The sequence below is a fragment of the Rhodococcus sp. WB9 genome (assembly GCF_007558985.1).
In the GTDB taxonomy this organism is placed as follows: Bacteria; Actinomycetota; Actinomycetes; order Mycobacteriales; family Mycobacteriaceae; genus Rhodococcus_F; species Rhodococcus_F opacus.
The window spans coordinates 716,377-739,118 of the sequence record NZ_CP041769.1; the positions used below are offsets into that span (position 1 = coordinate 716,377).

Genomic DNA, 22,742 nt, shown 5'->3' on the forward strand with positions numbered 1-22,742 from the left:
GCGTCAGGCCGGTTTGGCGGCGGCATCCGCCAGTTTCGGCACCGTCGCCTCGACGGCGTACGGGAGGCTGAGGACATTCCAGACGAGGACGTCGATGTCGAACTGCTCCCTGCTGATGGTGAACGCGTCCTGGTCGGCTGCGAGTTGCGCGATCTGCTCCGGGACGACGAACCCGAGCGACTTCATCAGACGTGAGCGCGGGTCGTTCGGGGAGCGGACGTAGAACGTTCGCCTCGTACGCGAAACGGCCTCACCGGTGAACTGTCCGCGGTTGAAGCCTTGGGGGTGCGTCCCGCCGAGCGCGTCCTGGTCCCAGGGCCACGTGGCGTCGGCCAGGCCGACCCCGGCACTCACCGTCAGGAACTTGCGGCGGTCGAGCGTTCGCATCCACACGCCTCCCTGTAGGTGAGGCTGACCTACAGGGAGCGGTCCCGGCCGTGCATCTGCGGCGGAAACGGGGGAGTCGGCTCGGGAATCGGGGGCGTCGGCGGAGGTCCCGGCTGTGGTCCGGGCTCGGGAGGTGCAGGTTCGGGGCCCGGCTCGGGCGGAAACGGGTGAGGCGGCGTCGGCGTCGGCGGCACCGGAGGAGGGCCCGGATCCGGCGGCACCGGCTCCGGGTCCCGCACGGGATTGCCGAGCTCGTCGTGGGCACTCGTCATCAACTGACCACCTTCTGATCGGCTGATTGAGTGGTACCCGGAACGGGCATCCCGCAATCACGGGACGAGCTGTGGCCGCCCGGGAACAAAACGCGGGATCGGTGCGTTGTCTAGCAACCGTGCCCCGCAAGTGTGGAATTTCACGACACGGGGAACATGAGCCAAAGGGAGGAAGTCATGGCAACCGACTACGACGCACCACGGGTTACCGTCGACGACGAACTCGCCGCGGACTCGCTCGAAGAATTGAAGACACGGAGGAACGACTCGCAGTCGTCCGTCGTCGACGTCGAGGAGACCGACACGGCGGAGTCTTTCGAACTGCCCGGCGCCGACCTGTCCGGTGAGGAACTCACGGTCCGCGTCGTCCCGAAGAGGGCCGACGAATTCACTTGCAGCAGTTGCTTCCTGGTCCATCATCGGTCGCGTCTCGCGTCCGAAGAGGGCGGACAGCTGATTTGCCGCGATTGCGCATAGGAGGCCCGAGTGGCCGAGGTCAGTAGAACGTTCACCGTCGCCGCACCGCTCGAGAAAGTCGTCGCGTACCTGCGCGACTTCGCGAACACCACGGCCTGGGATCCCGGGACCGACAAGTGCGAGCAGATCACCCCCGGCCCGGTGGCGGTGGGCACGGAATGGCACAACGTGTCGTCGTTCTTCGGGCGCACCACCGAACTCACCTACCGCATGACCCGCGACGACGCCGATCACGTCGTCTTCGAAGGTCGCAACAAGACCGCAGCCACGTCGGACGATCTGGCGTTCGAGAAGGTGGACGACGCCTCCACGTCGATCACCTACCGCGCGCAACTCCACTTCACCGGCCTGGCGCGATTCGCCGACCCCGTTGCCCGCCTCGCATTCGAGGTGCTCGCGGCCAAGACCGTCAAACAGATGACCGGGGTCCTCGAAGCGAGGTAAGCGGTCTCGAGTTTCCACAGCGCCCTCACTCTCGACGAGTGAGGGCGCCGCTGCATGTCGGGGGCGATCAGCTGAGGTGATGCACCTCCTGCAGCCCGTAGACCGGCGTCGGGATCTCCTCGTGCCGGGCCTTGAGCTGCAGAGCGAGGTACAGCGAGTAGTGCCGCGACTGGTGCAGGTTGCCGCCGTGGAACCACAGCGCTTCCTGCTGGGTCGGCTTCCACATGTTGCGCTGCTCGCCCTCCCACGGTCCGGGGTCCTTGGTGGTGTCGGAGCCGAGGCCCCAGCACTTTCCGACCTTGTCGGCCACTTCCTGACCCATGAGGTCGGCGGCCCAGCCGTTCATGGACCCGTAGCCGGTGGCGTAGACGACGAGGTCGGCCGGCAGTTCCGTCCCGTCGGTGAGAACCACGGCGTCCTCGGTGAGATGGTCGACCTGTCCGGACACGAGGTGGATGCTGCCGTCGGCGACGAGGTCGGATGCGCCGACGTCGATGTAGTAGCCGGACCCACGGCGCAGGTACTTCATGAACAGACCGGACCCGTCGTCACCGAAATCGAGCTTGAATCCGGCCTTTTCCAGTCGGTCGTAGAAGTCCCTGTCCCGTTCGGCGATCTTCTGATAGATCGGGATCTGGAACTCGTGCATGATCTTGTACGGCAGCGACGCGAACGTGAGGTCGGCCTTCTCCGTCGTCATCCCCGCCGCGACAGCGCGCTCCGAGTAGAGGTCGCCGAGGCCGAGGTCCATCAGGGACTCCGACTTCACGATGTGCGTGGACGACCGCTGCAGCATCGTCACGTCGGCGCCGTTCTCGAAGAGCGCCTTGCAGATGTCGTGAGCCGAGTTGTTGGCACCCACGACGACGACGCGCTTCCCCACGTAGGCGTCCGGACCGGGGTGCTGACTCGAATGGTGCTGCTCGCCCCGGAAGACGTCCTGGCCCGGGAACGACGGGACGTTCGGCTTGCCCGACATGCCGGTGGCGAGCACCAGCTGCTTCGGGTGGAGTACCACGTCCTCGCCGTCGCGGTCGAGGACGACGGTCCACTCCTTGGTCTCCTCGTCGAACGTCGCGGATGTGCAGGTGGTGGACGACCAGTACGGAATTTCCATCACCTTGGTGTACATCTCCAGCCAGTCGCCGATCTTGTCCTTCGGTGCGAAGACCGGCCAGTTGTCCGGGAACGGCATGTAGGGCAGGTGGTCGTACCAGACCGGGTCGTGGAGGCACAGCGACTTGTAGCGGTTGCGCCACTGGTCGCCGGGGCGTTCGTTCTTGTCCACGACGATGGCCGGGACCCCGAGTTGGCGCAGCCGCGCGCCGAGCGCGATGCCGCCCTGGCCACCGCCGATCACGAGAACGTACGGCTGGCGGGTGTAGCCGAGTTCCCGTTCCTCGATCTCCCGTTTCTCCGTCCAGCTCAGGGTGTCGCCGCCGGAGCCGTGAACTGCACCCTTGACGCGGTTCCGTCCCCGGCGTTCCTCGTGGCCCTTCAACTCCTGCAGTGTGGTGAGGAAGGTCCACGCCTCGTCACCCTTCAGGCGCAGGTGCCCCTTGCCCCGGCCCGTCGCGGTCTCGAACTCGATCCACGCCGAGGTGACGCCGTCGGCCTCGTCCGGTGTCTCGGTGGTGCGGAAGTTGACGGGGTCGGTGTCGTCCAGGCGTGCGTGCAGCATCGCGGCGACGGCGTCGCGTCCCTCGACCGTCTTGAGGTTCCAGGTGAACGCCACCAGGTCGCGCCAGAAGCTGTCGACTGCGAACATGCCCGCGGCGCGGTCGACGTCGCGCGCGGCGAGAGCGGATTCGAAGCTCGCCAACCACAGGTCGACTCGTTCCTGAGGTGTCAGGGACGTCTGCACCGCAGTCGGCTGGACCGTCTGTGTCATGTACCTCTCCTTCGCTTGGTATGTGACATACAGCACACTCCGGAGTGGGGCGGGCGGCAAGCGTTGCATCGTGTTGCAGTCCCGCCCGTGAGTACTTGTCAACGTCCCGCGGTTGATAAGTACTCACGGGGCGAATGTCGAAATCCGTGGTGGCCCGCTCGACGTACTGTGTGAGTCCACGGCAAGAAGGCCTGGACCGACCACAATCGAGGAGGAAATCATGCGGGTCATGGTGATGATCGAGGGTGCAGGTGCCGACGAAGACAAGATCGCCCCGACCGAGGAAATGCTGGCCGCGATGGGCGCGTACAACGAGGAATTGGTGAACGCGGGCATCATGCTCGACGGCCAGGGTCTGAAGCCGACCAGCGCAGGCGCGCGGGTGGTGTTCGAGGGCGGCACGACGTCGGTGGTCGACGGCCCGTTCACCGAGTCGAAGGAGATCATCGCGGGCTACTGGATCTGGGAGGTGCGATCCCTCGAAGAGGCGATCGAGTGGGTCAAGAAGTGCCCCGCCGACCCCGGCACCGGAATGCGCCAGCTGATCGAGGTGCGGCCGATCTTCGAGTCGGAGGACTTCGGGGACGAGTTCACTCCGGAGTTGCGGGAGAAGGAAGAGGCACTCGCGGCGCGGATCCGCGAGCAGCACCCGAACGGCTGAGTCCGGTGGACGTCCAGCGCACGGTCGAGGCGGTGTGGCGCATGGAGTCTCCGCGCCTCATCGCGTCGCTCACCCGCCTCGTCCGTGACGTCGGGATTGCCGAGGAGATCGCTCAGGACGCGTTCGTGCTCGCGCTCGAACAGTGGCCGGAGCAGGGCGTCCCCGACAAACCGGGTGCGTGGCTGACGGCCACGGCCAAGCACAAGGCGATCGATCGCATTCGCCGTGACCGGTCGCGGCAGTCGAAATATACGGAGATCGCCGTCGATCCGTCCGCGCAACCGCCGAGCGCCCTGCCCGCGCCGGACACCGTCGACGGCGTGGAGGACGACCTGCTGGCTCTGGTCTTCGTCGCGTGTCATCCGGTGCTTCCCCGAGAATCGCGTGTGGCACTGACCCTTCGACTGGTCGGGGGTTTGCGCACCGACGAGATCGCGCGGGCGTTCCTCGTCCCCTCGGCGACGATGGGGCAGCGGATCAGCAGGGCCAAGCGGACGCTGTCGGAGGCGAAGGTCCCATTCGAAGTGCCCGCACGCGAGGAACTTCCGGCACGGTTGTCGGCGGTGCTCGAGGTGGTCTATCTGGTGTTCAACGAGGGGTACTCCGCCACGTCGGGTGAGGACTGGATTCGGCGTGACCTCGCATCGGAGGCGATGCGGCTCGCCCGTGTCCTCGCCGGCCTGCTGCCCCGGGAACCGGAGGTGCACGGACTGGTGGCGCTCACCGAGTTGCAGGCGTCACGGTTCGCCGCCCGGGTGGGTCCCGACGGTGAGCCGGTCCTGCTGCGGGATCAGGACCGGTCGCGGTGGGACCGAACCCTTCTGACGCACGGCAATGCCGCGCTGGAACGGGCTGTCGGGCTCGGCCGCCCGCTCGGCCCCTATTCGCTGCAGGCCGCGATCGCCGGGTGTCATGCCCGGGCGCCACGTTTCGAGGACACCGACTGGGAGGCGATCGTCGCCCTGTACGACGCGCTGGCGCAGGTGACGCCGTCGCCGGTGGTGGAACTCAATCGTGCGGTGGCCTTGCTGCATTCGGACGGACCCGAGGCGGCGCTCGCTGCTCTCGACGCCGTACGGGACGACCCTCGGCTGGCGCGCCACCACCTCTACGGCGCCGTGCGGGGCGAAGTCCTCGAACGCCTCGGTCGTTACGACGAGGCGGCCCGGACCCTCGAGGACGCCGCGGCGACCGCACCCACCCACCGTGAACGGAACCTCCTCATGGCCCGCGCCGCCGCCGCGTCGGAGCAGGCCGAATCGTAAGTCTCCACAATTGGTTCACGATTTGCTGAATACAGAAACCGATGTACAGTCCGGATCATGGAGGCACTGGTCCACCGGGACGCCCTCGCGCGTTTCGGGTACGCGCTGTCGGACACCACCCGCACACAGATTCTGCTGAGCCTGCGGTCCGGGCCCGGGTATCCGTCGGAGTTGGCCGAGGAGATCGGGGTGTCCCGGCAGATCCTGTCGAATCATCTGTCGTGCCTGCGTGGCTGCGGTCTGGTCGCCGCGGTGCCGGAGGGAAGGCGGAGCCGGTACGAACTCGCCGACCCGCGGATCGGACGTGCCCTCGACGACCTGCTCGGCCTGGTGCTCGCGGTCGATCCGTCCTGCTGCCCGGACGCGGAGACCGAAGGCTGCTGCTGATGGCGTCCGAACTCGGCATGCCCACCAGGCCGTCCGGCGAACGCAGGCAGATCCTGTCCCGCCGGATCAGGTTCTTCGTGGCCGCGACGATCACCTACAACGTGATCGAAGCGATCGTGGCACTCACCGAGGGTGCGCGGGTGTCGTCGACGGCGTTGATCGGGTTCGGCCTGGATTCGGTGATCGAGGTGTCGTCGGCGGCCGCGGTCGCGTGGCAGTTCGCGGGACGCGATCCCGAGTCGCGGGAGAAGGTCGCGCTGCGCGTCATCGCGTTCTCGTTCTTCGGGCTCGCCGCGTACGTGAGCGTCGACGCGGTGCGGTCACTGCTGGGGGTCGGCGAAGCGCAGCACTCGACGGTCGGAATCGTGCTGGCCGCAGCGAGTCTGGCCGTGATGCCGGTCCTGTCGTGGGCGCAGCGGCGGGCCGGTCGTGAACTCGGTTCCCTGTCTGCGGTGGCGGATTCCAAGCAGACCCTGTTGTGCACGTACCTGTCCGCGGTGCTGCTGGTCGGGTTGCTGCTCAACAGCACCCTCGGCTGGTCGTGGGCCGATCCGATCGCCGGCCTGGTGATCGCGGTCATCGCGGTGAAGGAAGGCGTCGACGCGTGGAAGGGCGACACCTGCTGCCCCGCGCCGACCGGTGCTCGCGCCGCGGATCAGGATCACGGCTGCGACTGCTGCGACTTGTGATCGCCGAACGGCTCGTCACGTTCGCGGACGGCCTCACGGAATCCGACGGTGGCCGAGCGTAATTGGAACGCATACCCCTCGCGGGTGTGCCGGGACATGCCGTCGAAGACGGTGCTCACCATCGTCGAATTCGCGACGCCCTGCGCCAGCAGCGCGCTGTTCAGTGCGAGTTTCACCATCATCAGCTGATTGACGGGCATCCTCGCGATCCGCTCGACGAGGTCCTCGGTGCGCCGGTCGAGTTCCTCCGCGGGCGCCGACTCCACCGCGAGACCCCACTCGGCAGCCTGCCGTCCCGTGATGCAGTCGCCGGTGAGGAGGAGTCGCTTCGCCCGCTGGTCGCCGAGGCGGTGCGCCCACATGCCCGCGGCAGGCACACCCCACACCCGGGTCGGGGGATAGCCGATCTTCGTGTCGTCCGCGGCGACGATCTGGTCGCAGTACAGCGCGATGTCGGTGCCGCCGGCCACGCAGAATCCGTGGATCTTCGCGACCGTCGGCTTGTTCGCGTGGAGCAGGCTCGCGAAGCCGCGGTTGAACCGGCTCATCATCGCGTAGTCGGCCATCGGATCCCAGTTGCCGAACGGATTGTGGTTGCGCGCCTGCACGATCGGATCGAGCACGGTGCCCGTCGTGCGGTCCGGCCCCTCGCCGGTGTGGCCGCCGTGCTCGGCAAAGATGCCCAGGTCGTATCCGCCGCAGAATCCCTTTCCGCGCCCCGCCAGCAGGATCACGTGGACGCGGGGATCGAGGTCGGCGCGTTCTACGGTGGCGGCGAGCTCCAGAGGAGTGTCGGCGGTGATCGCGTTGCCGTGGTCGGGACGGTTGAACGTGATCCGGGCGGTGCGTCCGGTCACCTCGTAGGTGAGGGTCCGATACTCCGCCGGGGCGTCCGCCCGATCCGGTTCCCGACCCGCGAACAGGGAGTCGTCGCCCTCGTCCCAGCCGTCGCGCCAGGCCGCCGGACGGGTGCCGGCGTGGTCGTCGTGGCCGGTCACGACCCCACCTTGGGTGTGGCGCGGTCGATGATGGCGGCGGTGTCGACGCCGGTCGGCAGCGTCCCGAACACGTTGCCCCAGTCGCCGGACAGCCGGCTGACGCAGAACGCGTCGGCCACCGCCGGATGCCCGTGGCGGATCAGCAGCGAACCCTGCAGGGCGAGCGCCATGTCGCCGACGACCCGCCGCGCCCGGTGCTCGAGCGTGTCGACGTCGCCGAAACTTGCCTTCAGATCCGCGACGGCGGCGTCGAGTCGCGCGTCGGCTCCCGCGGTGGAATCGAGTTCGTCGAAGAAGACCTGAAGTGTCTCCGGCTGTTTCGCCATCGCACGCAGGGTGTCCAGGGCGGCGACGTTGCCGGAGCCTTCCCACACCGACAGCAGGGGAGCCTCCCGATACAGTCGCGGCATCCGTGATTCCTCCACGTACCCGTTGCCGCCCAGGCATTCCAGGGCCTCGGCCGCGTGGATCGGGCCGCGTTTGCAGACGAAGTACTTGCTGACCGCCAGCGAGATGCGACGCAGGGTGTTCGCGTGCTCGTCGCCCGCGGTCGCGCGGTCGGTGAGCGCGGCCAGCCACAGGGCGACGGTCGTGGCCGCCTCCGACTCGACGGCCAGGTCGGCGAGCACGTTCCGCATCAGCGGCTGATCCACCAGGTGAGCGCCGAATGCGCTGCGGTGCACGGCGTGGTGCGCGGCCTGCGCGGTGCCGACACGCATGCCGGTGGCCGTGCCGATGGTGCAGTCGAGGCGGGTCATGTTGACCATCTCGATGATCGTCCGCACGCCGCGGCCTTCCTCGCCGACCAGCCACGCCACGGCCTCGTCGTACTCGACCTCGCTGCTGGCGTTGGAATGGTTGCCGAGTTTGTCCTTGAGTCGCTGCAGGTGCATCCGGTTGCGGGTGCCGTCCGGCAACACCCGGGGGAGGAAGAAACACGACAGTCCGCCGGGGGCCTGCGCCAGCACGAGGAACACGTCGGACATCGGCGCCGACGTGAACCACTTGTGCCCGGTCAGGACGTAACTGCCGTCGGACTGCGGCACGGCGCGGGTGGTGCCCGCGCGGACGTCGGAGCCGCCCTGCTTCTCCGTCATCGACATCCCGGCGATCAGCCCGGCCTTCGTCAGTGGAGGGTGCAGCGCCGGATCGTAGACCCGGGCGGTGAGCAACGGTTCGTACTGTTCCGCCAGCTCACGGTTGTGGCGCAGGGCGGGGACGACGGCGTACGTCATGGAGATCGGGCAGCCGTGACCGGCGTCGACCTGGCCCCACACCGCCATCTTCGCGGCCCGGACCAGGTGGGCGCGCGGGTTGGGGTCGGCCCACGGCGCGCCGTGCAGGCCCATCTCGACGGCAGTGGTCATCAATTGGTGGTACGCGGGGTCGTACTCCACCTCGTCGATGCGGTTGCCGTAGCGGTCGTGGGTGCGCAGGAGGGGAGGGTGCGCCTCGGCGAGATCGCCCCAGCGCTGCGCCTCCTCGCTGCCGGCGAGGCGGCCGACGTCGTGCAGTTCCTCGAGCGCGTCGTGGGCGCCCTCGCGTTGCAGCGCTTCGAGGATCGGTGCGTAATCGGCCGCGTCGAAGTTGATCAGCGGCGGCACCTGGTTGAAGACCTCGTGTGTGGCACTCATGTCGGGCTCCCGAGGGATCGAAGGGTGAAGGTGAGCAGGACGGGGATGATCGCGCCGTCGGCGGCACCGCGGGCCAGGGGCAGAATCAGCGCTTCGCCGATGGCGCCGACGATGCAGGCGGCGGTCACCGACGCGTCCTGTTCCGGGATCTCCCCGGCCTCGACGGCGGCGGCGATCGCGACCGCGAGGGCGTCGCGGAACGACTCGCGGAACAGGAGGCGTTCGGTGTCGACCTGCGGGTCGACGGGTTCGACGAGCAGCGCGTACGCCAGGGTGGGTGCGCGCAGCGCGCGTTCGGCGAACGTGCCGACGGAGGCGGATACCGCGGCGACGCAGCGGCCCTCGGCGCCCCGGGCGGCGTTGCCGGATTCGACGGCGGCGCTCACCTCGCGACTGCAGACGATGCGGAAGACTTCCGCGAACAGTTCGCCCTTGTTCGCGAAGTGCCGGTAGACGGTGCCGGTGCCGACACCCGCCTCGGCCGCGACCGCGGAGATCGAGCACCCGGCGTATCCGTGGCGGGCGATCAGCCCGATCGCGGAATCGATGAGGGTGGTGCGGAGCGCGTCCAGGCGTTCCTGGACGGCGGGTGTGCGCCGGTAGGCCATATTCAAGGAGTGAACACCCGTTCCGTTCTTCCGTCAAGAGTGCTAGCGTCGGCTGCACCAGCGAGGAAAGGCGCACTCGATGACTTCCGACGTGGTACTCGTCCGCAAGGACGGCCCGGTCACGACCGTCAGCCTGAACCGGCCCGAAGTCCGCAATGCCGTCGACCGGCCCACCGCCGACGCGCTCGCCGACGCCTTCCGGGCATTCGACGCGGACGAGGACGCGTCCGTCGCGGTGCTCCACGGTGAGGGTGGAACATTCTGTGCGGGAGCGGATCTCAAGTCGATCAGTTCCGGGAACGGGAACCGGGTCGCACCCGACGGTGACGCCCCGATGGGGATCTCCCGGATGCGGTTGTCCAAACCGGTGATCGCCGCGATCGACGGGCACGCCGTGGCAGGCGGGCTCGAACTGGCGCTGTGGGCCGACCTGCGGGTCGCTGGCGCGGACGCCGTCCTCGGAGTGTTCTGCCGCCGCTGGGGCGTGCCGCTCATCGACGGCGGAACCGTCCGCCTGCCGAGGCTCATCGGGGAGAGTCGCGCGATGGACCTCGTCCTCACCGGCCGGCCCGTCGACGCCGACGAAGCCCTGAGCATCGGGCTGATCAATCGGAAGGTCGCGGCCGGGGAGGCCCTCACCGCGGCTCGGCAGCTGGCCGCCGAGATCGCCGGTCTGCCTCAGGTGTGCCTGCGGCAGGACCGGTTGTCGCTGCTCGAGCAGTCGGGGCTCACCGAGGATCAGGCCCTGCTGAACGAATTCCGACACGGTGCAATCTCTCTGGCCAACGGAACGGTCGAGGGTGCCGCACGCTTCGCTGCCGGGGCAGGCAGGCACGGTGATGCTGCACCCGTGAGTACTTGTTAACCAAGGGCGGTTGATAAGTACTCACGGGCGATAGCATTGTGCGCGTGGACGACTGGTCGGACGAGCGGTCCTCACCCGCGAACACGCTGCCGCCGGGGACGCCGGGTGCCTCCTGGCGACGAGTGCGGTTCCGGCGTGCGGTGTGGTGTGCGTACCTGCTCGCGCTGGCCGTCACGATCTACACGCTGGGGCTCCCCACCGACCGCATCTACCAGGCGACGTGGATCGTCGCCGGCCTCGTCGCCTTCACGATAGATCGGCCGTGGCAGGACCATCTGCGCGTCGTGCGGGACTGGTTGCCGCTCATCGCCGCTCTCGTCGTGTACGACCTCAGCCGGGGCTTCGCCCACGAACTCGGGATGCCGGTGCGGGCGGAGGAACTGGTGTCCGTGGAGACCTGGCTGTTCGGCGGCACGATCCCCACACTGTGGTTGCAGGAGAATCTGCTGTCTCCGACGGGTGAGCTGCCGTGGTGGACTCTGCTCACGGGAATCGTCTACACCAGCCACTTCATCGTTCCGTGGGTCGTCGCGGCCGTCTTCTACGTGTACTCGCGCGACCTGTGGTCGGGGTATATGCGGCGGGTGCTCTTGTTGTCGTATCTCGGCCTGGTCACCTACATCCTGTTTCCGTCCGTTCCGCCGTGGCTGGCCGCCGAGGGGGACGTGATCTCGGGCAGCGTGGGCCGCGTCGCCGGTTTCGGATTCGGTGTGGTCCCCACGGATGTCAGCACACGGTGGCTGGAGGCGCAGAGCAACCCCGTCGCCGCGCTGCCGTCCCTGCACGCGGCGTTCGCCCTGCTCGTGGCCGTCGCTCTCTGGCCGTTCGCGAAGAACCTGTGGTCGCGGGCGCTGCTGGTCGCCTACCCGCTGGCCATGGCGTTCGTATTGGTTTACGGCGGCGAGCACTACGTGGTGGACGTGCTGGCGGGATGGGCGTACCTGGGCCTGGCGGTCTTGCTGGCACGGGCGTGGGAGTCCCGCACGACGGCGTGGCCCGGCCGGGCCGTCAGCGCCGGCCGCCCGCGGCGTCGCTGGTGACCGACACCTCGTCGAACATGGGCTGGAGGAAAGGCAGGATGCGGCCTACGATCGCCTCGTTGTACGCGACCGGTTGCTGATTCGGATTCGCGTGGCCGGTCCCGTCGAGCTTCGCCACCAGGAGCGCGCCGTCGGTCCCGCCGGACTGTTCGACGAGGATCTTCTGCGTGTAGTCGACGTCGACCACCTGGTCCTTCCACCCCGCGCGGGGACGCACGAAGACGATCCCGGGCCGCGGCTTGTCGTCCGTCTCCACCGCCAGCGACTTCAGGTTGTCGATCGCACCGGACGCGACGATGGTCTTGAACTGCGATTCGATCAGCCCGTTGCTCGCCACGTCCTCCGACAGGACCTTCTCGGTGAGGACCTCGTCGACGACGTCGCGGAACTCGTCGACGTCGACGTGCGGATACCAGTCCGACTTCGTGTCGAGGAACCTGCTCTGCCGGGCCGCGGTCTCCACCAGCAGGCGCATCGTCCGGCTCTCCCGCGCGCCGGGGAGCCAGCCGATCCACCGCAGCATGTCCTCGCCGCTGTCGCGGCTCCCGGCCCGGACGGCGTGCAGGTCCACCGGGGTGCAGTCGAGTACCACTCCGATGAGGTTGGCGTCCGTGTCCTCGTAGATGTGCTGCGCGACCTCCAGCGCGACGACGCCACCCATGCTGTGCCCGGACAGGACGATGTTGTCGATGCCCTCGTCGGCCGCGTGGGTGGCGATCAGTTCGCTGATCACCTTGGTGTCGATGCCGCCGTTGTCGTACTGGACCGCCCATACCCGCCCGATGCGGTCGTACGAGGACAGGGTGCGGGCCGTGTCGGTGGCATCCTTGTTGCCCAACCCGACCAGGTCGACGACGGCGGTGTCGTGGTCTGCGGGCGACTGCGCGTCGTACACCTCGTGGATCTGTGGCTGGGTGAGTGCGAGTCGCTCGCGTTCGGGTTGCACGTCGTGAACCCAGTACTGGCCGCCGGCCAGGAGCAGGGGGACGGTCCCGAGCGCGACCGCGGCGAGGAGGCGCCGGGTGCGACCGAATTTCTGCCACTGGTGACCGAGCCGTGTCGCGTGCAGACGCGCCTTGCGGCGATCGTTGCTCCAGTCGGCCACGGTGGACGGATGGCGTGTCATTCTCTCCGACATCCACTCCGATGGTACGCGCGGGAGCAGAGGGGCCCGGTGGCATGGAAGTTACGGTGCGTTACAGCAGTTGGACATTCGCCAGTTTCCAGCCGCCGCCCCCGCGGACCAGCGACAGTTGCATGCGGTTCCGGTCGACGCGAGGGTCGGGGGAGTTGGAGTTGGTGACCGTCTGGTCGAGGAAGACCAGGACGTCGGCGGCGTCCTGATCGCCGCTGGCCGGCCCGGCCTGCACGATCTGGGCGGACGACGTGGCCTGGTACCGGACGATCATGTCCCGCAGGTTCGACGCCACTTGCGAATACTGTCCGACGGAGTTGCTCTTGGCCAGCGACAGGTTGGTAAGGCCATCGCCGACCGCACCACCCACGACGTTTACATGCTGGTGGCGCCCAAGTTCAACTTCCTGCTCACCACACCGCACGAGGCGCTGAACCATGCCATCACCCGCTACGCCGAAGTGGTCGCCGAGCACCCGAACGTCTTCCGCTTCCTGGCAGACGGCGAGCTGAAACAGGACGGCGCGGGGTCAGCCCTGTCCCTCGACGCGTTCCTCCGTCGCAACGGGATCGAACTCGATCCCACCGAACCGCTCTACCTCGCACTTGCCCGCATCAACGCCCCCGGTGAGTACTTATCAACCTCCCGTGGTTAATAAGTACTCACGGCGGAAGCGGCTGGACTCCGGACAGAGGGCGGCGACCGGGGCAACGTCGGCCGCGTAGTCGACGTCGCGGAGCGTCGGCAGCGACAGCACCTCGGCGCCCGCCGCGAGGAGCGCCTCCCGGGTGAGGCGTCCGGTGTCCGGACTCGACGTGGGAACCGGGCGGATCGCCTCCGCCGCCACGGCGTCGGGCACTCCGAGGATCCACCACCCGCCGTCCTCCGCGAGTCCGAGGACGCATCGGCCCTTCCTCTCGGTGAGCAGGTCCGCCGATTCCGCGAGCAGTCCCGCCGTCACCTGCGGTGTGTCCGTGCCGATCTGGAGGACCGGCAGGCCGAACGCGTCGAACGTGTCGGTGTGGGCGTTCACCAATCGCTCCGCGAAATCCTCACCCCGTTGCGGCAGCACCGTGAAACGGTCGAGCGCCGACGTGATGTCGGTGCCCCGGACCGCCCGGCCGAGGTCGCCGGTCATCGCCACCACCCGCCGCGCGGCACCCGCACCGGTGACGGCGTCCAGGGTGTCCAGCAGCGAGGCGGCGGCGAGGTCGGCGGCCCGGGCGTCGCCGACGTCCCGCGCGAGCCGGGTCTTCGCGAACCCGGGCACCGGCGCCTTCGCGACCACGAGTACCGCGACGTCGAGAGTCACCCGATCACCTTCCAGAAGTCGTGGACGGCGACGACAGTGCCCTTCAGCGAACCCGACACTTTCGACGCGCCGGCGGTGCGCGGGCGATACGTGATGTCACGCTCCACGACCCGCCAGTGGGCGCGGCCGGCGAGCACCAGTAGCTGCAGCGGGTAGCCCGACCTGCGGTCGTCGACGCCCAACTCGAGGAGGTCCTGTCTGCGCACGGCTCTCATCGCCCCGAGGTCGTGGATCGGCAGGCCGTACCGGCGCCGGAGTCGTGCGGCGAGGACGGCGTTGCCGATCCTGCCGTGCAGCGGCCACGTCCCGCGCCGATCGGCCCGCCGCCGCCCCACGGCGAGATCGGCGCCCGAGTCCAGCGCGGCGACCAGCCGGGGGAGTTCACCCGGGTCCATCGAGCCGTCGCCGTCCAGCACGCAGACCACCGGTGTTCGCGCCGCCAGCACCCCGGCGTGCACGGCCGAACCGTATCCCGGGACCTGCTCCCGCACCACCGACGCACCGTGCGCGCCGGCGACGGCGGCCGTGTCGTCGGTGGAGTTGTTGTCCACCACCACCGTCCGGTAGTCGCGGGGCACCGCGGCCAGCACTCCGGGCAGGGAACCGGCCTCGTTCATGCACGGGATCACGACGGTGACGTCCCGTGCACGGATCGGTGAGCGCTCAGACACGGGGAGGTCCCGCCGGCGCCGCGTTCCTCAGGGGTGCGTGCGCGAACGCCGCGATCCCCTCGGCGGGCATGATCTGCGCCCGGAACCCCAGCCGCTCCCGGGCCAGCCGGGGGTCGGCGACGATGTGCCGCACGTCGCCGGGACGGTACTCGCCGGTGACGACGGGTTCGGGGCCACCGTACGAACGGGCGAGCGTCGCGGCCACCTCGCCGATCGTGATCGGTTGTCCCGAGCACACATTGAACGCCGAGAATCCGGTGAGCGCCGCCTCGACCGCGGCCACGTTCGCCGCCGCGACGTCGTGGACGTGCACGAAATCCCGCGTCTGCCTGCCGTCCTCGAACACGTGCGGGGGGTCGCCGTTCTCGAGGGCGGAACGGAACATCGCGGCCACGCCGGAGTACGGGGTGTTGCGCGGCATGCGCTCGCCGTACACGTTGTGGTAGCGCAGAGCGGTCACGGAACCGCCGGTGGCCAGTGCCCAGGCGAGCGCATAGTTCTCCTGCGCGACCTTGCCTGCGGCGTAGAGACTCCGCGGCCGCAGTGGCGAGTTCTCCTCTACGAGTGCCCACTCCAGGGACTCTCCGGTATCGGGATCCGTCTCGTCGAAGATTCCCGCTGCCAGGTCCTTCTCCCGGCGGGCGGCCGGTTCCACGAACTCGCCCCGCCCGTTGCGGTACCGGCCCTCTCCGTAGACGACCATCGACGACGCGAGTATCAGCTTCTCGCAACCCGACTCGTGCATCGCGGCGAGCAACGTCGCGGTGCCGAGATCGTTGTGGCTGGCGTAGGCCGGGGCATCGCTCACATCCACACCGGCACCGACGACGGCCGCCTGATGGCACACGACGTCCACACCCCGCAGCAGTTCGATCAGAGCGGGAAGGTCGCGGACGTCGGCGCGGCGCACACCGTCCGGCGGCTCGACGTCGGCACCGTGCGCGGAGGGGAGCAGCGCATCCACGGCCACGACGTCGTGACCGGCTCCGGTCAGCGCGGCGCGGACGTGACTGCCGATGAATCCGGCCGCACCCGTGAGCAGTACGCGTGTTCCCGTCATGGCAGCTCGATCGGCAGCGTCACATCCTCGTGGACGCGGCAGGCTTCGCAGGCGCCCTCGGGCGCGGCGGCGATCGCGGACCGCACCAGCGTCTTCAGCGACCCGAGATTGCGCTGGAACTCGGCGAACACGTCCACGGCGCGTACACCGTCGCCGGCCTCGATCCCCGCATCGAGGTCGGTGACCAAAGCGATGGTGGCGTAGCACATCTCGAGTTCCCGGGCGAGGACCGCCTCGGGGTGGCCCGTCATGTTGACGAGGGTCCAGCCCTGCCGGGCGAACCACAGGCTCTCCGCCCTGGTCGAGAAGCGCGGTCCCTCGACCACCACCAGCACACCGCCCTCCACGGTGCCCGGCCGGGCGGCGGCCTTGCGCAGGTCAGAGCAGTACGGGTCGGCGAACTGCACGTGCACGCCGCCTCCGTCGAAGTACGTCTGGGTGCGCCCGCTGGTGCGATCGACCAACTGGTCGGGCACGACCATCGAGCCCGGTCCGAGATCCGGGGTGAGGCTGCCGGCGGCGCAGGGGGCGAACACCTGCCGTACGCCCAGCGTGCGCAGCGCCCACAGGTTGGCGCGGTACGGGATGGTGTGGGGCGCGAATTCGTGCCGGGCGCCGTGGCGGGGGAGGAACGCCACCTGCCTGCCCTCCACGTCGCCGACCGTGATCGGGGCGCTGGGCCTGCCGTACGGAGTTTCGATCGTGACTTCCGCGGCGTCCTCGTCGAAGAACGAGTAGAAGCCGCTCCCGCCGATCACGGCGACGTCCGCGCGGGCCGGTTCGCGTGCACTCATTGCGGTCATGTAGTCAATCCTCCGTCGTTATGCTGGGCGCGAGTGCGACTTTCGCCGAAGGAGATGACGTCATCGGATCCCCGCAGCGCGCCGAGGAGCGGAATTTTCCGTACCGCGACGTCGCGGGCGCCGCGCTCGCCCTGATCCTGGTGGTGGTCGCGTTCGTCGTCCCGTGCCTGGGAAACGAGACCATCACCCCGATCGTCAACCGCACCGCGGAGAGCGTGCGGGACTTCGCGGACGCCGCGCCGCTGTTCGGGTTCCGCGACGTGCACTCCGGGTGGGGGACGCCGGTCGCCGTCGCCCTCGCGGCGGCGGTCGTGATGTGGGGGCCGGGCCTGGCACAGACGCTGGCGTGGCGTCGCCTCACGGTGGGAGTGTGGCTCGTTTCCGCCCTGTGGTCGATGGCGCTCGCGCTGGTCGACGGCTGGCAGCGCGGCTTCGCCGGGCGCCTGACCTCCACCGACGAGTATCTCCACGAGGTCCCTCGTGTCACGGACATCCCCGCGACGCTGCGCGGTTTCGCGGGGCGGATCCTGGACCTGCAGGCCGATTCGTGGACCACCCACGTGTCCGGGCATCCGCCCGGTGCGCTCCTGACGTTCGTCTGGCTCGACCGGATCGGACTCGCCGGCGGTGCCTGGGCGTCCGCGCTGTGCGTCGCGGTCGGATCCAGCGCCGGGGCCGCGGTGATCGTCGCCATCCGTGCGCTCGGCGACGAGGCCATGGCCCGCCGCGCGGCCCCGTTCCTCGTCCTCGCACCCGCCGCGATCTGGGTGGCGGTGTCGGCGGACGCACTGTTCGCCGGTGTGGTGGCGTGGGGGATCGCCCTGCTGGCCCGGTCGGCGACTCGGGCCGTCCCGGTCCCCGCCCTCGTCGCGGTGGCGGCGGGCGTGCTGCTCGGGTTCGGTGTCTACCTCAGTTACGGGCTCACGCTGATGGCGATTCCGGCGGTCGCCGTCCTGGTGATCGTGCGCACGGCCCGCCCGCTGGTCGGCGCGCTGGTCGGTGCGCTCGCGGTGGCGGCTGTGTTCACGCTGTACGGATTCTGGTGGTTCGACGGCTACCAACTGGTGCAGGAACGGTATTACCAGGGCATCGCGTCGGATCGTCCCTTCGCCTACTGGGGCTGGGCCAACTTCGCGTCGCTCGTCTGCGCGGTGGGGTTGGCGGTGCCCGCCGCGCTGCCCCGGGCGTTCGCCTGGTCGCGGGTGCGGGCGCTGTCGCCGGTTCCCCTCCTCGTACTCTCCGCGCTGCTGGCGGTGGTGATCGCCGACCTGAGCGCGTTGAGCAAGGCGGAGACCGAGCGGATCTGGTTGCCGTTCGCAGTGTGGCTTCTCGCCGCCCCCGCACTCCTGCCGCGCGGAAGCCATCGGTTCTGGCTCGCGGTGCAGGCCGCCGGTGCGCTGGCCGTCAACCATCTGCTGTTCACGAACTGGTGACGGCCGGCGCATCCGAGGTGCCGTTCGGGGGCAGACGATCACTTGGTCGCGATCGTGATGGTGGCGATTCCGACCAGCAGCCCCGGCTTCACGGCGTCGGTCTTGAACGTCTCGTTCAGCAGTCCGGCCGCGTCCTCCGAGATCTTGACCTCGGTACCCTGCAGGATCGCGGTGTCGTTCGGTCCTGTCTGCAGCGGCTTCAACGTGCGGCCGTTGAGATCGAACAACACCGCATCGGCGGCCGCGGGCGCACCGTTGACGCTCACGTCCCCGGTGAGCAGCGACGTGCCCGGGTCGATCGTGAAATCGGTGAGTTCGACGACGGTGCCGGGTGCCGCCAGCGACAATCCACTGCCGTCGTGCATGATCTCGCCCTGCACGTAGGGATCCACCGTGCCCGGATCCCAGTACTTCACGTTGCCGCCGGTGATCGGAAAGCTGACCGATCCCTCGGCGAGGGCCGCCGTACCCACCACTCCGGGAGTGAGGCCGAGCGTCGTCAGGGCTCCGGTGAAGCCGGAATCCAGTGCGACAGCGGTACTCACCCCGGTCAGGTTGTCGACCTGGGCGACGGGTGCGGGTTGCGCGGCTGCTGCTGCGCTGACATTCGACGATGCATTCGAATCGTTGCTCGAGCACGCCGCGAGCGGGGTCAGGGCGAGGGTGCCGATGGCCGCTGCTACGAGTGCTTTTCGATAGTTCGACATGATGATCAAACAACCTTTCCGGAGGAAGGGGTGGTGGGTGGATGTTCACTAGGTATTCGGTGCGACTTCGCCGTCGGATGGGAGAGCTCTTACGCCCATTCCATCCGCACGAAGTACCGATTGGCGTGCTGCAGAACATCGATCACGCTCAGTCCGGCGGCGCGTGCGACCCCGGACATCGCGGCGACACTCACACTCGCCCAGGCGAACCACTCGCCGGCGAGATGCTCCGTCTCCCAGCGCAGTAGTTCGTGACGAACTCCTGTCGTGGTCGGCGGATCCACCTCGGCGATCACAATTCCGTGTGGTTGCAACAATTCTCGCGCGCGGCGCAGTATCCGCACCGGCTCTCCGCCGATGCCGATGTTGCCGTCGGCGAGCAGCACCCGGTCCCAGTGCCCGGACCGTGGAAGCGGCGCGAAGATGTCTCGGTGCAGCGCGAGTCCACCGCGGCGGATCGTGAGTTGCACTGCTGTGAACGACGAATCGACGCCCAGCGCCGCGACGCCGGCCGACACGAGCGCCGCGGTGAGGCGCCCCGGTCCGCAGCCGAGATCCACGGTGGCGCCGTGACACCCGGTGAGCATCACCCGGTCCGCGATCCGATCGGAGAGGGAGGATGCATCCCCGCCCATCCACCGGCCTACCGGCAGGGGGCGACGCGTTCCCCGTGCGTCGCGCACCCAGCACGGGAGTCCCGCCGACGCACGCCGCATCAGGAGGTCCGTGGACACGTCCGTTCTCCTCATGAGCCGCTCACGGTGTCACCGTCCTTGCGGGACAGCGCGACCCGGGTGGCGTACGCGATGGCGGACACCGCGAAGAATGCGGCGGTGAGCAGCAGCCAGCGGTCGAGGAACGGTTCCTGCGTCAGCCCCGTCGCAGCGAGATAAGCGTCGGCACCCTGCTCGATGATTCCCGGCAGGAACAGCAGCAGCGTCAGCCCGGACGCGAGCGCCGGTACGCGAATATAGTTGAGCGCCGAAACCGTCTGCGGTCGTGACGTTCTCCTGCCCCGCATCGCGTTCAGCCCGGACGTCAGGGACCGGTCCGCGAGCGCGTACAGAGGGAACAGCACGAGGTCGTGGGCGATCACCGAGCCGAGGAACCATACGGCGATGGACTTCCACCACACGTCCTGATTCCACAGATTCTGCGGACCCACCACCGCCACCGCATATCCGGCGAGGGCGAAGCTGAACAGCACCGCCAGCAGATGCAACGGGTTGGCGCCGTAGAAGCGGGCGAATCGGCGCATCTCACGCCTCCCGGAATTCGATGGCCTGCACCCATTTGGTATTGTGGACGCCGGGCAGGGCGGGAACGATGATCCGGGCGGGGTAGCCGTGGTCGAGGGACAGGTCCGCGCCGTTGACCTCGAGGGCGAGCAGGGCGTCGGCGTCGCGCACCTGATCGGACGTCAGTACCGCCTGGTTGAACGCCCCGGACCGTTCCAGCGACGTCACCTTCGCCGACGTGAACGCCGTCACCCCGGCGGCGTCCGCGAGGTCACGCAGTCGCACGCCCGTCCACGTCTCGGTGGTGGACCATCCTTCGACGCACGCGATCGGAAGGGACGCGGTGTGCGGCGGCATCGCGCGCAGTTGACTTCGGCTCAGCTGCACGGGTTCCGCGCCACCCGTCACCGAGAGCCGCCAGGTGTCGCCGATCTGCTCCGGGGTGATCTGCGCGGCCGCGGCGGTGCGGTTGATCTGAAAGTCGTTGGGACCGTCGCCGTACGAGCGGCCGCGGGGGAGGAGTAGCGCGGCGCTGCGCAGGAACCCGCCGGTGGTCTGCCCGACCGACAGGACGGCGACCAGGGCGGCGCCGCCACCGACCAGGGCGAGGGCGCCGCGGCGGCTGATCGTGGGCGGGGTGGGGTCTTCGGCCACGAGGCCGTTCTCGTCCGGCGGTTCGGGGCGCGTGTCCGCGCGGGACGTGCCCAGCACTTCCCGGAACGACCGGGAACGCAGCGACCTCACCATCAACGGCACCTTCAGGATCGTGTGCGTCACGAACCCGGCGATGAAGACCCACGCGCCCCAGTAGTGCGCCGTGTAGAAGTCGAAGCCGAAGATGTAGTCGTACTGAATGTTCAGGACCCCGGTGATGATCTCGAACAGCGCACCGCCCACCAGGGCGATCAGCGACAGACGTTCGAGCGCCTGCGCCGGCGACCGCACCGGCGGAAACACGAACAGTTTGGGGATCACCGACCACAGCTTGGCGAGCACGATCGGCACCAGGATCAGTCCGAGCCCGACGTGCAGCCCCTGGGTGAGCCGGTACAACCACGACGGCCGGGTGGGCCACGCGAAGTACGGAAGGTGCAACCACCCGACGTCGCCGGGTCGGGCCTGCCCGAACTGCGGACCGTACGCGATGTACGAGAGCAGTCCCGTGACGATGACGACCGGAAGTCCGATGAGCAGGACGAGGCCGAATACCGAGGTCAGCCACGGTCCGCGCAGTGGACTGCGTAATCGTGGGCCGCGAGAGTTGTCTGTCATGGTGTGTCAATCCCTCCCGCTCGATCATCTCGGGCCTCAGAGGTAATTCGGTGCCGCCACCGTGCAGGACTGCTTCGCCCGTGAGTACTTGTCAACCGCCGGACGTTAACAAGTACTCACGGGTGCGCGCCGTGGCGGATCTCGTCGCGGGGCTGGTCGTACCGGACCATCTCGTATCCGATCATCGCGACCAGGACCGCGGTGAGCACGCCCAGGGTGGCGAGGGCCGGGATGTGCCAGACGACGGGGAGCAGCGCGATCAGCACGACCGCTGTCACGACGCGCGGCACGGTGACCGACCTCGTCGCATACGCCTTGAACGCGACCAGCGCGAGGAGGTACAGCGCCGCGCCGCCGAACAGTGCGATCAGCGGCCAGCCGTACAGCGGGTCGGTGAGCCGGTGATGGTTGCCGTCGCCGACGTACGACAGGATCTTCTTCAGGCCGAGCGACAGCATCACGATCCCGATCACCATCGGCAGGTGCAGGAAGCTGTAGCAGTTCCGGGCGATCCTGATCTGACGCGCACCGGTCGCCTCCTCGAAGGCGTGCTCGACGGCCAGCGACGTCACGTCGAAGTACGACCACCACAGCAGCCCCGACACCGCCAGCCCCAGCAGCGAGGCGACGATGATCGCCCAGGAGATCGGCAGGCTCGCCACACCGATGCCGATCGACACGATCGACTCGCCGAGCGCGACGATGATGATGAGGCCGTGCCGTTCGGCGAAGTGGCTCACCGACCGCAACCGCCAGTCGGTGCCGCCGATCAGTGTGCCGAGGTAGTCGCCGGCGAGGGCGAGGATCCACATCACCGTCTGCGCGGTGCCGGTGAGTTGCGACGCGATGAGCAGGAACACGGTGCCGGTGATCATGCTCGGTGCGAAGCGCAGCACCTGACCGCGCAGCTGGGGGTCGGTGCGGCTGATCACCCAGAACATCACCAGGTGCAGCAGGCGGACGACGAAGTACCCGAGGGCGAAGATGACGGGGCCGTCGAGTCCGCCGGCCAGGTCGTCGAACGCCTCGGGGATCGTCAGGGCCGTGATGAACATGGCGCCCATCGCGCCGAACATCACCACCCGCACGATGCCCTCGTCGGCGCGCACGAGGTTGCAGAGCCAGGCGTACCCCACCCAGCTCCACCACAGGACGGCCATCACCAGTGCGCCGCGCAGCAGGTTCACCCCGGTGGGGTCCTCGGCCATCAGGTCGGTGACGCGGGTGAGCGCGAAGACGAAGACGAGGTCGAAGAACAGCTCGAGCGGCGATACCGACGCTCGCTCTTCGACGAGACGGGGACGCAAACGATGAGCAAAAGTCACGGGGAGAATGCTGCCACCGGACAGCGACGCGGGAAAGTCCTACGAACGGCGGCGACCCGTGGGGGCGGCCGCAGCCTTTCGTTCGGGCGTACCGACGGGGTGCGGGGGATCCGCGCGGTTGAGAACAACGCCGTGGTGACGAGCAGTGCGGTGACGGCGTACGCCCCC

Annotated in this window: 26 protein-coding genes; 10 read left to right on the forward strand and 16 right to left on the reverse strand. The window is 68.7% G+C overall.

The window, feature by feature from the left end; genetic code table 11:
- Window positions 1-3: 3 nt before the first annotated feature.
- On the reverse strand, window positions 4-387 hold the full coding sequence (locus tag FND50_RS03435; RefSeq protein ID WP_144284758.1) for an ABC transporter substrate-binding protein: 384 nt from the start codon (window positions 385-387) through the stop codon (window positions 4-6).
- Window positions 388-836: 449 nt separating this feature from the next.
- Here FND50_RS03435 and FND50_RS03440 point away from each other — a divergent pair, with 449 nt between their 5' ends.
- Both FND50_RS03440 and FND50_RS03445 read left to right on the forward strand, forming a co-directional pair.
- A complete protein-coding gene (locus FND50_RS03440; protein WP_005248611.1) occupies window positions 837-1,136 on the forward strand; it encodes a DUF4193 domain-containing protein in 300 nt (99 codons plus the stop codon).
- Between the two features lie 9 nt (window positions 1,137-1,145).
- Window positions 1,146-1,580, forward strand: a complete 435-nt coding sequence (locus FND50_RS03445) for an SRPBCC family protein (protein WP_144284759.1) — start codon at window positions 1,146-1,148, stop codon at window positions 1,578-1,580.
- 67 nt (window positions 1,581-1,647) lie between these two features.
- On the opposite strand, the gene FND50_RS03450 is transcribed toward FND50_RS03445, so the two are convergent.
- The gene (locus tag FND50_RS03450; protein WP_005253401.1) at window positions 1,648-3,471 is read right to left on the reverse strand and encodes an NAD(P)/FAD-dependent oxidoreductase; all 1,824 of its coding nucleotides are present in this window, start codon (window positions 3,469-3,471) and stop codon (window positions 1,648-1,650) included.
- Window positions 3,472-3,691: 220 nt separating this feature from the next.
- On the opposite strand from FND50_RS03450, the gene FND50_RS03455 reads away from it, so the two are divergent.
- The 4 genes from FND50_RS03455 to FND50_RS03470 are packed head-to-tail and all read left to right on the forward strand — an operon-like array spanning window position 3,692 to window position 6,473.
- Window positions 3,692-4,132, forward strand: coding sequence for a YciI family protein (locus tag FND50_RS03455; protein WP_005253402.1), 441 nt, complete (start codon window positions 3,692-3,694; stop codon window positions 4,130-4,132).
- Window positions 4,133-4,137: 5 nt separating this feature from the next.
- Window positions 4,138-5,397 carry an RNA polymerase sigma factor gene (locus tag FND50_RS03460; protein ID WP_144284760.1) on the forward strand — a complete coding sequence of 420 codons (1,260 nt, stop codon included), beginning with the start codon at window positions 4,138-4,140 and terminating at the stop codon, window positions 5,395-5,397.
- 57 nt (window positions 5,398-5,454) lie between these two features.
- Window positions 5,455-5,784, forward strand: coding sequence for a helix-turn-helix transcriptional regulator (locus FND50_RS03465; protein ID WP_144284761.1), 330 nt, complete (start codon window positions 5,455-5,457; stop codon window positions 5,782-5,784).
- On the forward strand, window positions 5,784-6,473 hold the full coding sequence (locus FND50_RS03470) for a cation transporter (RefSeq protein ID WP_144284762.1): 690 nt from the start codon (window positions 5,784-5,786) through the stop codon (window positions 6,471-6,473). Before FND50_RS03465 ends, FND50_RS03470 begins: the two co-directional genes overlap by 1 nt.
- On the opposite strand, the gene FND50_RS03475 is transcribed toward FND50_RS03470, so the two are convergent.
- The 3 genes from FND50_RS03475 to FND50_RS03485 are packed head-to-tail and all read right to left on the reverse strand — an operon-like array spanning window position 6,446 to window position 9,713.
- Window positions 6,446-7,471 carry a crotonase/enoyl-CoA hydratase family protein gene (locus FND50_RS03475; protein WP_144284763.1) on the reverse strand — a complete coding sequence of 342 codons (1,026 nt, stop codon included), beginning with the start codon at window positions 7,469-7,471 and terminating at the stop codon, window positions 6,446-6,448. The two genes, FND50_RS03470 and FND50_RS03475, sit on opposite strands and share 28 nt — an antisense overlap.
- Window positions 7,468-9,105 (reverse strand): acyl-CoA dehydrogenase family protein, encoded by a 1,638-nt coding sequence (locus FND50_RS03480; protein WP_144284764.1) that lies wholly within the window; start codon window positions 9,103-9,105, stop codon window positions 7,468-7,470. The genes FND50_RS03475 and FND50_RS03480 overlap by 4 nt, the downstream gene beginning before the upstream one ends.
- Window positions 9,102-9,713 carry a TetR/AcrR family transcriptional regulator gene (locus FND50_RS03485; protein ID WP_144284765.1) on the reverse strand — a complete coding sequence of 204 codons (612 nt, stop codon included), beginning with the start codon at window positions 9,711-9,713 and terminating at the stop codon, window positions 9,102-9,104. The genes FND50_RS03480 and FND50_RS03485 overlap by 4 nt, the downstream gene beginning before the upstream one ends.
- A gap of 79 nt (window positions 9,714-9,792) precedes the next feature.
- Here FND50_RS03485 and FND50_RS03490 point away from each other — a divergent pair, with 79 nt between their 5' ends.
- Both FND50_RS03490 and FND50_RS03495 read left to right on the forward strand, forming a co-directional pair.
- On the forward strand, window positions 9,793-10,578 hold the full coding sequence (locus FND50_RS03490) for a crotonase/enoyl-CoA hydratase family protein (RefSeq protein WP_144284766.1): 786 nt from the start codon (window positions 9,793-9,795) through the stop codon (window positions 10,576-10,578).
- A gap of 140 nt (window positions 10,579-10,718) precedes the next feature.
- On the forward strand, window positions 10,719-11,618 hold the full coding sequence (locus FND50_RS03495) for a phosphatase PAP2 family protein (RefSeq protein WP_144288965.1): 900 nt from the start codon (window positions 10,719-10,721) through the stop codon (window positions 11,616-11,618).
- Here the strand turns inward: FND50_RS03495 and FND50_RS03500 are convergent.
- Together FND50_RS03500 and FND50_RS03505 are read right to left on the reverse strand one after the other, a co-directional pair.
- Window positions 11,587-12,744 (reverse strand): alpha/beta fold hydrolase, encoded by a 1,158-nt coding sequence (locus tag FND50_RS03500; RefSeq protein WP_144284767.1) that lies wholly within the window; start codon window positions 12,742-12,744, stop codon window positions 11,587-11,589. The two genes, FND50_RS03495 and FND50_RS03500, sit on opposite strands and share 32 nt — an antisense overlap.
- Window positions 12,745-12,814: 70 nt before the next feature.
- Window positions 12,815-13,048 carry a hypothetical protein gene (locus tag FND50_RS03505; RefSeq protein WP_144284768.1) on the reverse strand — a complete coding sequence of 78 codons (234 nt, stop codon included), beginning with the start codon at window positions 13,046-13,048 and terminating at the stop codon, window positions 12,815-12,817.
- Window positions 13,049-13,132: 84 nt separating this feature from the next.
- On the opposite strand from FND50_RS03505, the gene FND50_RS03510 reads away from it, so the two are divergent.
- The gene (locus FND50_RS03510; RefSeq protein WP_260850888.1) at window positions 13,133-13,408 is read left to right on the forward strand and encodes a hypothetical protein; all 276 of its coding nucleotides are present in this window, start codon (window positions 13,133-13,135) and stop codon (window positions 13,406-13,408) included.
- On the opposite strand, the gene FND50_RS03515 is transcribed toward FND50_RS03510, so the two are convergent.
- From FND50_RS03515 to FND50_RS03530, 4 genes are read right to left on the reverse strand one after another with little or no spacing between them, the layout of a single operon-like run.
- On the reverse strand, window positions 13,391-14,065 hold the full coding sequence (locus FND50_RS03515) for a DUF2064 domain-containing protein (RefSeq protein WP_144284769.1): 675 nt from the start codon (window positions 14,063-14,065) through the stop codon (window positions 13,391-13,393). The genes FND50_RS03510 and FND50_RS03515 overlap by 18 nt on opposite strands.
- Entirely contained in the window at window positions 14,062-14,736 is a 675-nt protein-coding gene (locus FND50_RS03520) for a glycosyltransferase family 2 protein (protein WP_186301227.1), read from the reverse strand. Before FND50_RS03520 ends, FND50_RS03515 begins: the two co-directional genes overlap by 4 nt.
- On the reverse strand, window positions 14,729-15,796 hold the full coding sequence (locus tag FND50_RS03525) for an NAD(P)-dependent oxidoreductase (RefSeq protein ID WP_144284770.1): 1,068 nt from the start codon (window positions 15,794-15,796) through the stop codon (window positions 14,729-14,731). The genes FND50_RS03520 and FND50_RS03525 overlap by 8 nt, the downstream gene beginning before the upstream one ends.
- Window positions 15,793-16,599 (reverse strand): S-methyl-5'-thioadenosine phosphorylase, encoded by an 807-nt coding sequence (locus tag FND50_RS03530; RefSeq protein ID WP_144284771.1) that lies wholly within the window; start codon window positions 16,597-16,599, stop codon window positions 15,793-15,795. Before FND50_RS03530 ends, FND50_RS03525 begins: the two co-directional genes overlap by 4 nt.
- Window positions 16,600-16,619: 20 nt before the next feature.
- Here FND50_RS03530 and FND50_RS03535 point away from each other — a divergent pair, with 20 nt between their 5' ends.
- Window positions 16,620-18,032: a hypothetical protein gene (locus FND50_RS03535; protein WP_144284772.1), complete on the forward strand. Its 1,413-nt coding sequence runs from the start codon at window positions 16,620-16,622 to the stop codon at window positions 18,030-18,032.
- 38 nt (window positions 18,033-18,070) lie between these two features.
- Here the strand turns inward: FND50_RS03535 and FND50_RS03540 are convergent, their stop codons facing one another.
- The 5 genes from FND50_RS03540 to FND50_RS03560 form a co-directional block, all read right to left on the reverse strand.
- The gene (locus tag FND50_RS03540; RefSeq protein ID WP_144284773.1) at window positions 18,071-18,739 is read right to left on the reverse strand and encodes a hypothetical protein; all 669 of its coding nucleotides are present in this window, start codon (window positions 18,737-18,739) and stop codon (window positions 18,071-18,073) included.
- Window positions 18,740-18,828: 89 nt separating this feature from the next.
- Window positions 18,829-19,488, reverse strand: coding sequence for a class I SAM-dependent methyltransferase (locus tag FND50_RS03545; protein ID WP_186301228.1), 660 nt, complete (start codon window positions 19,486-19,488; stop codon window positions 18,829-18,831).
- Window positions 19,485-19,997, reverse strand: coding sequence for a hypothetical protein (locus tag FND50_RS03550; RefSeq protein ID WP_144284774.1), 513 nt, complete (start codon window positions 19,995-19,997; stop codon window positions 19,485-19,487). Before FND50_RS03550 ends, FND50_RS03545 begins: the two co-directional genes overlap by 4 nt.
- Window position 19,998: 1 nt before the next feature.
- Window positions 19,999-21,249 carry a molybdopterin-dependent oxidoreductase gene (locus FND50_RS03555; protein ID WP_144284775.1) on the reverse strand — a complete coding sequence of 417 codons (1,251 nt, stop codon included), beginning with the start codon at window positions 21,247-21,249 and terminating at the stop codon, window positions 19,999-20,001.
- 116 nt (window positions 21,250-21,365) lie between these two features.
- Complete coding sequence (locus FND50_RS03560; protein WP_144284776.1) at window positions 21,366-22,574, reverse strand: low temperature requirement protein A; 1,209 nt, start codon at window positions 22,572-22,574, stop codon at window positions 21,366-21,368.
- Between the last annotated feature and the right edge of the window lie 168 nt (window positions 22,575-22,742).

Coding starts and splice junctions, on each gene's coding strand:
- FND50_RS03435 (WP_144284758.1), bottom strand. CDS start 387: ATGCGAACGCTCGACCGCCGCAAGTTCCTGACGGTGAGTGCCGGGGTC.
- FND50_RS03440 (WP_005248611.1), top strand. CDS start 837: ATGGCAACCGACTACGACGCACCACGGGTTACCGTCGACGACGAACTC.
- FND50_RS03450 (WP_005253401.1), bottom strand. CDS start 3,471: ATGACACAGACGGTCCAGCCGACTGCGGTGCAGACGTCCCTGACACCT.
- FND50_RS03455 (WP_005253402.1), top strand. CDS start 3,692: ATGCGGGTCATGGTGATGATCGAGGGTGCAGGTGCCGACGAAGACAAG.
- FND50_RS03465 (WP_144284761.1), top strand. CDS start 5,455: ATGGAGGCACTGGTCCACCGGGACGCCCTCGCGCGTTTCGGGTACGCG.
- FND50_RS03470 (WP_144284762.1), top strand. CDS start 5,784: ATGGCGTCCGAACTCGGCATGCCCACCAGGCCGTCCGGCGAACGCAGG.
- FND50_RS03480 (WP_144284764.1), bottom strand. CDS start 9,105: ATGAGTGCCACACACGAGGTCTTCAACCAGGTGCCGCCGCTGATCAAC.
- FND50_RS03485 (WP_144284765.1), bottom strand. CDS start 9,713: ATGGCCTACCGGCGCACACCCGCCGTCCAGGAACGCCTGGACGCGCTC.
- FND50_RS03490 (WP_144284766.1), top strand. CDS start 9,793: ATGACTTCCGACGTGGTACTCGTCCGCAAGGACGGCCCGGTCACGACC.
- FND50_RS03500 (WP_144284767.1), bottom strand. CDS start 12,744: ATGACACGCCATCCGTCCACCGTGGCCGACTGGAGCAACGATCGCCGC.
- FND50_RS03510 (WP_260850888.1), top strand. CDS start 13,133: ATGCTGGTGGCGCCCAAGTTCAACTTCCTGCTCACCACACCGCACGAG.
- FND50_RS03525 (WP_144284770.1), bottom strand. CDS start 15,796: ATGACGGGAACACGCGTACTGCTCACGGGTGCGGCCGGATTCATCGGC.
- FND50_RS03530 (WP_144284771.1), bottom strand. CDS start 16,599: ATGACCGCAATGAGTGCACGCGAACCGGCCCGCGCGGACGTCGCCGTG.
- FND50_RS03535 (WP_144284772.1), top strand. CDS start 16,620: ATGCTGGGCGCGAGTGCGACTTTCGCCGAAGGAGATGACGTCATCGGA.
- FND50_RS03540 (WP_144284773.1), bottom strand. CDS start 18,739: ATGTCGAACTATCGAAAAGCACTCGTAGCAGCGGCCATCGGCACCCTC.
- FND50_RS03545 (WP_186301228.1), bottom strand. CDS start 19,488: ATGAGGAGAACGGACGTGTCCACGGACCTCCTGATGCGGCGTGCGTCG.
- FND50_RS03550 (WP_144284774.1), bottom strand. CDS start 19,997: ATGCGCCGATTCGCCCGCTTCTACGGCGCCAACCCGTTGCATCTGCTG.
- FND50_RS03555 (WP_144284775.1), bottom strand. CDS start 21,249: ATGACAGACAACTCTCGCGGCCCACGATTACGCAGTCCACTGCGCGGA.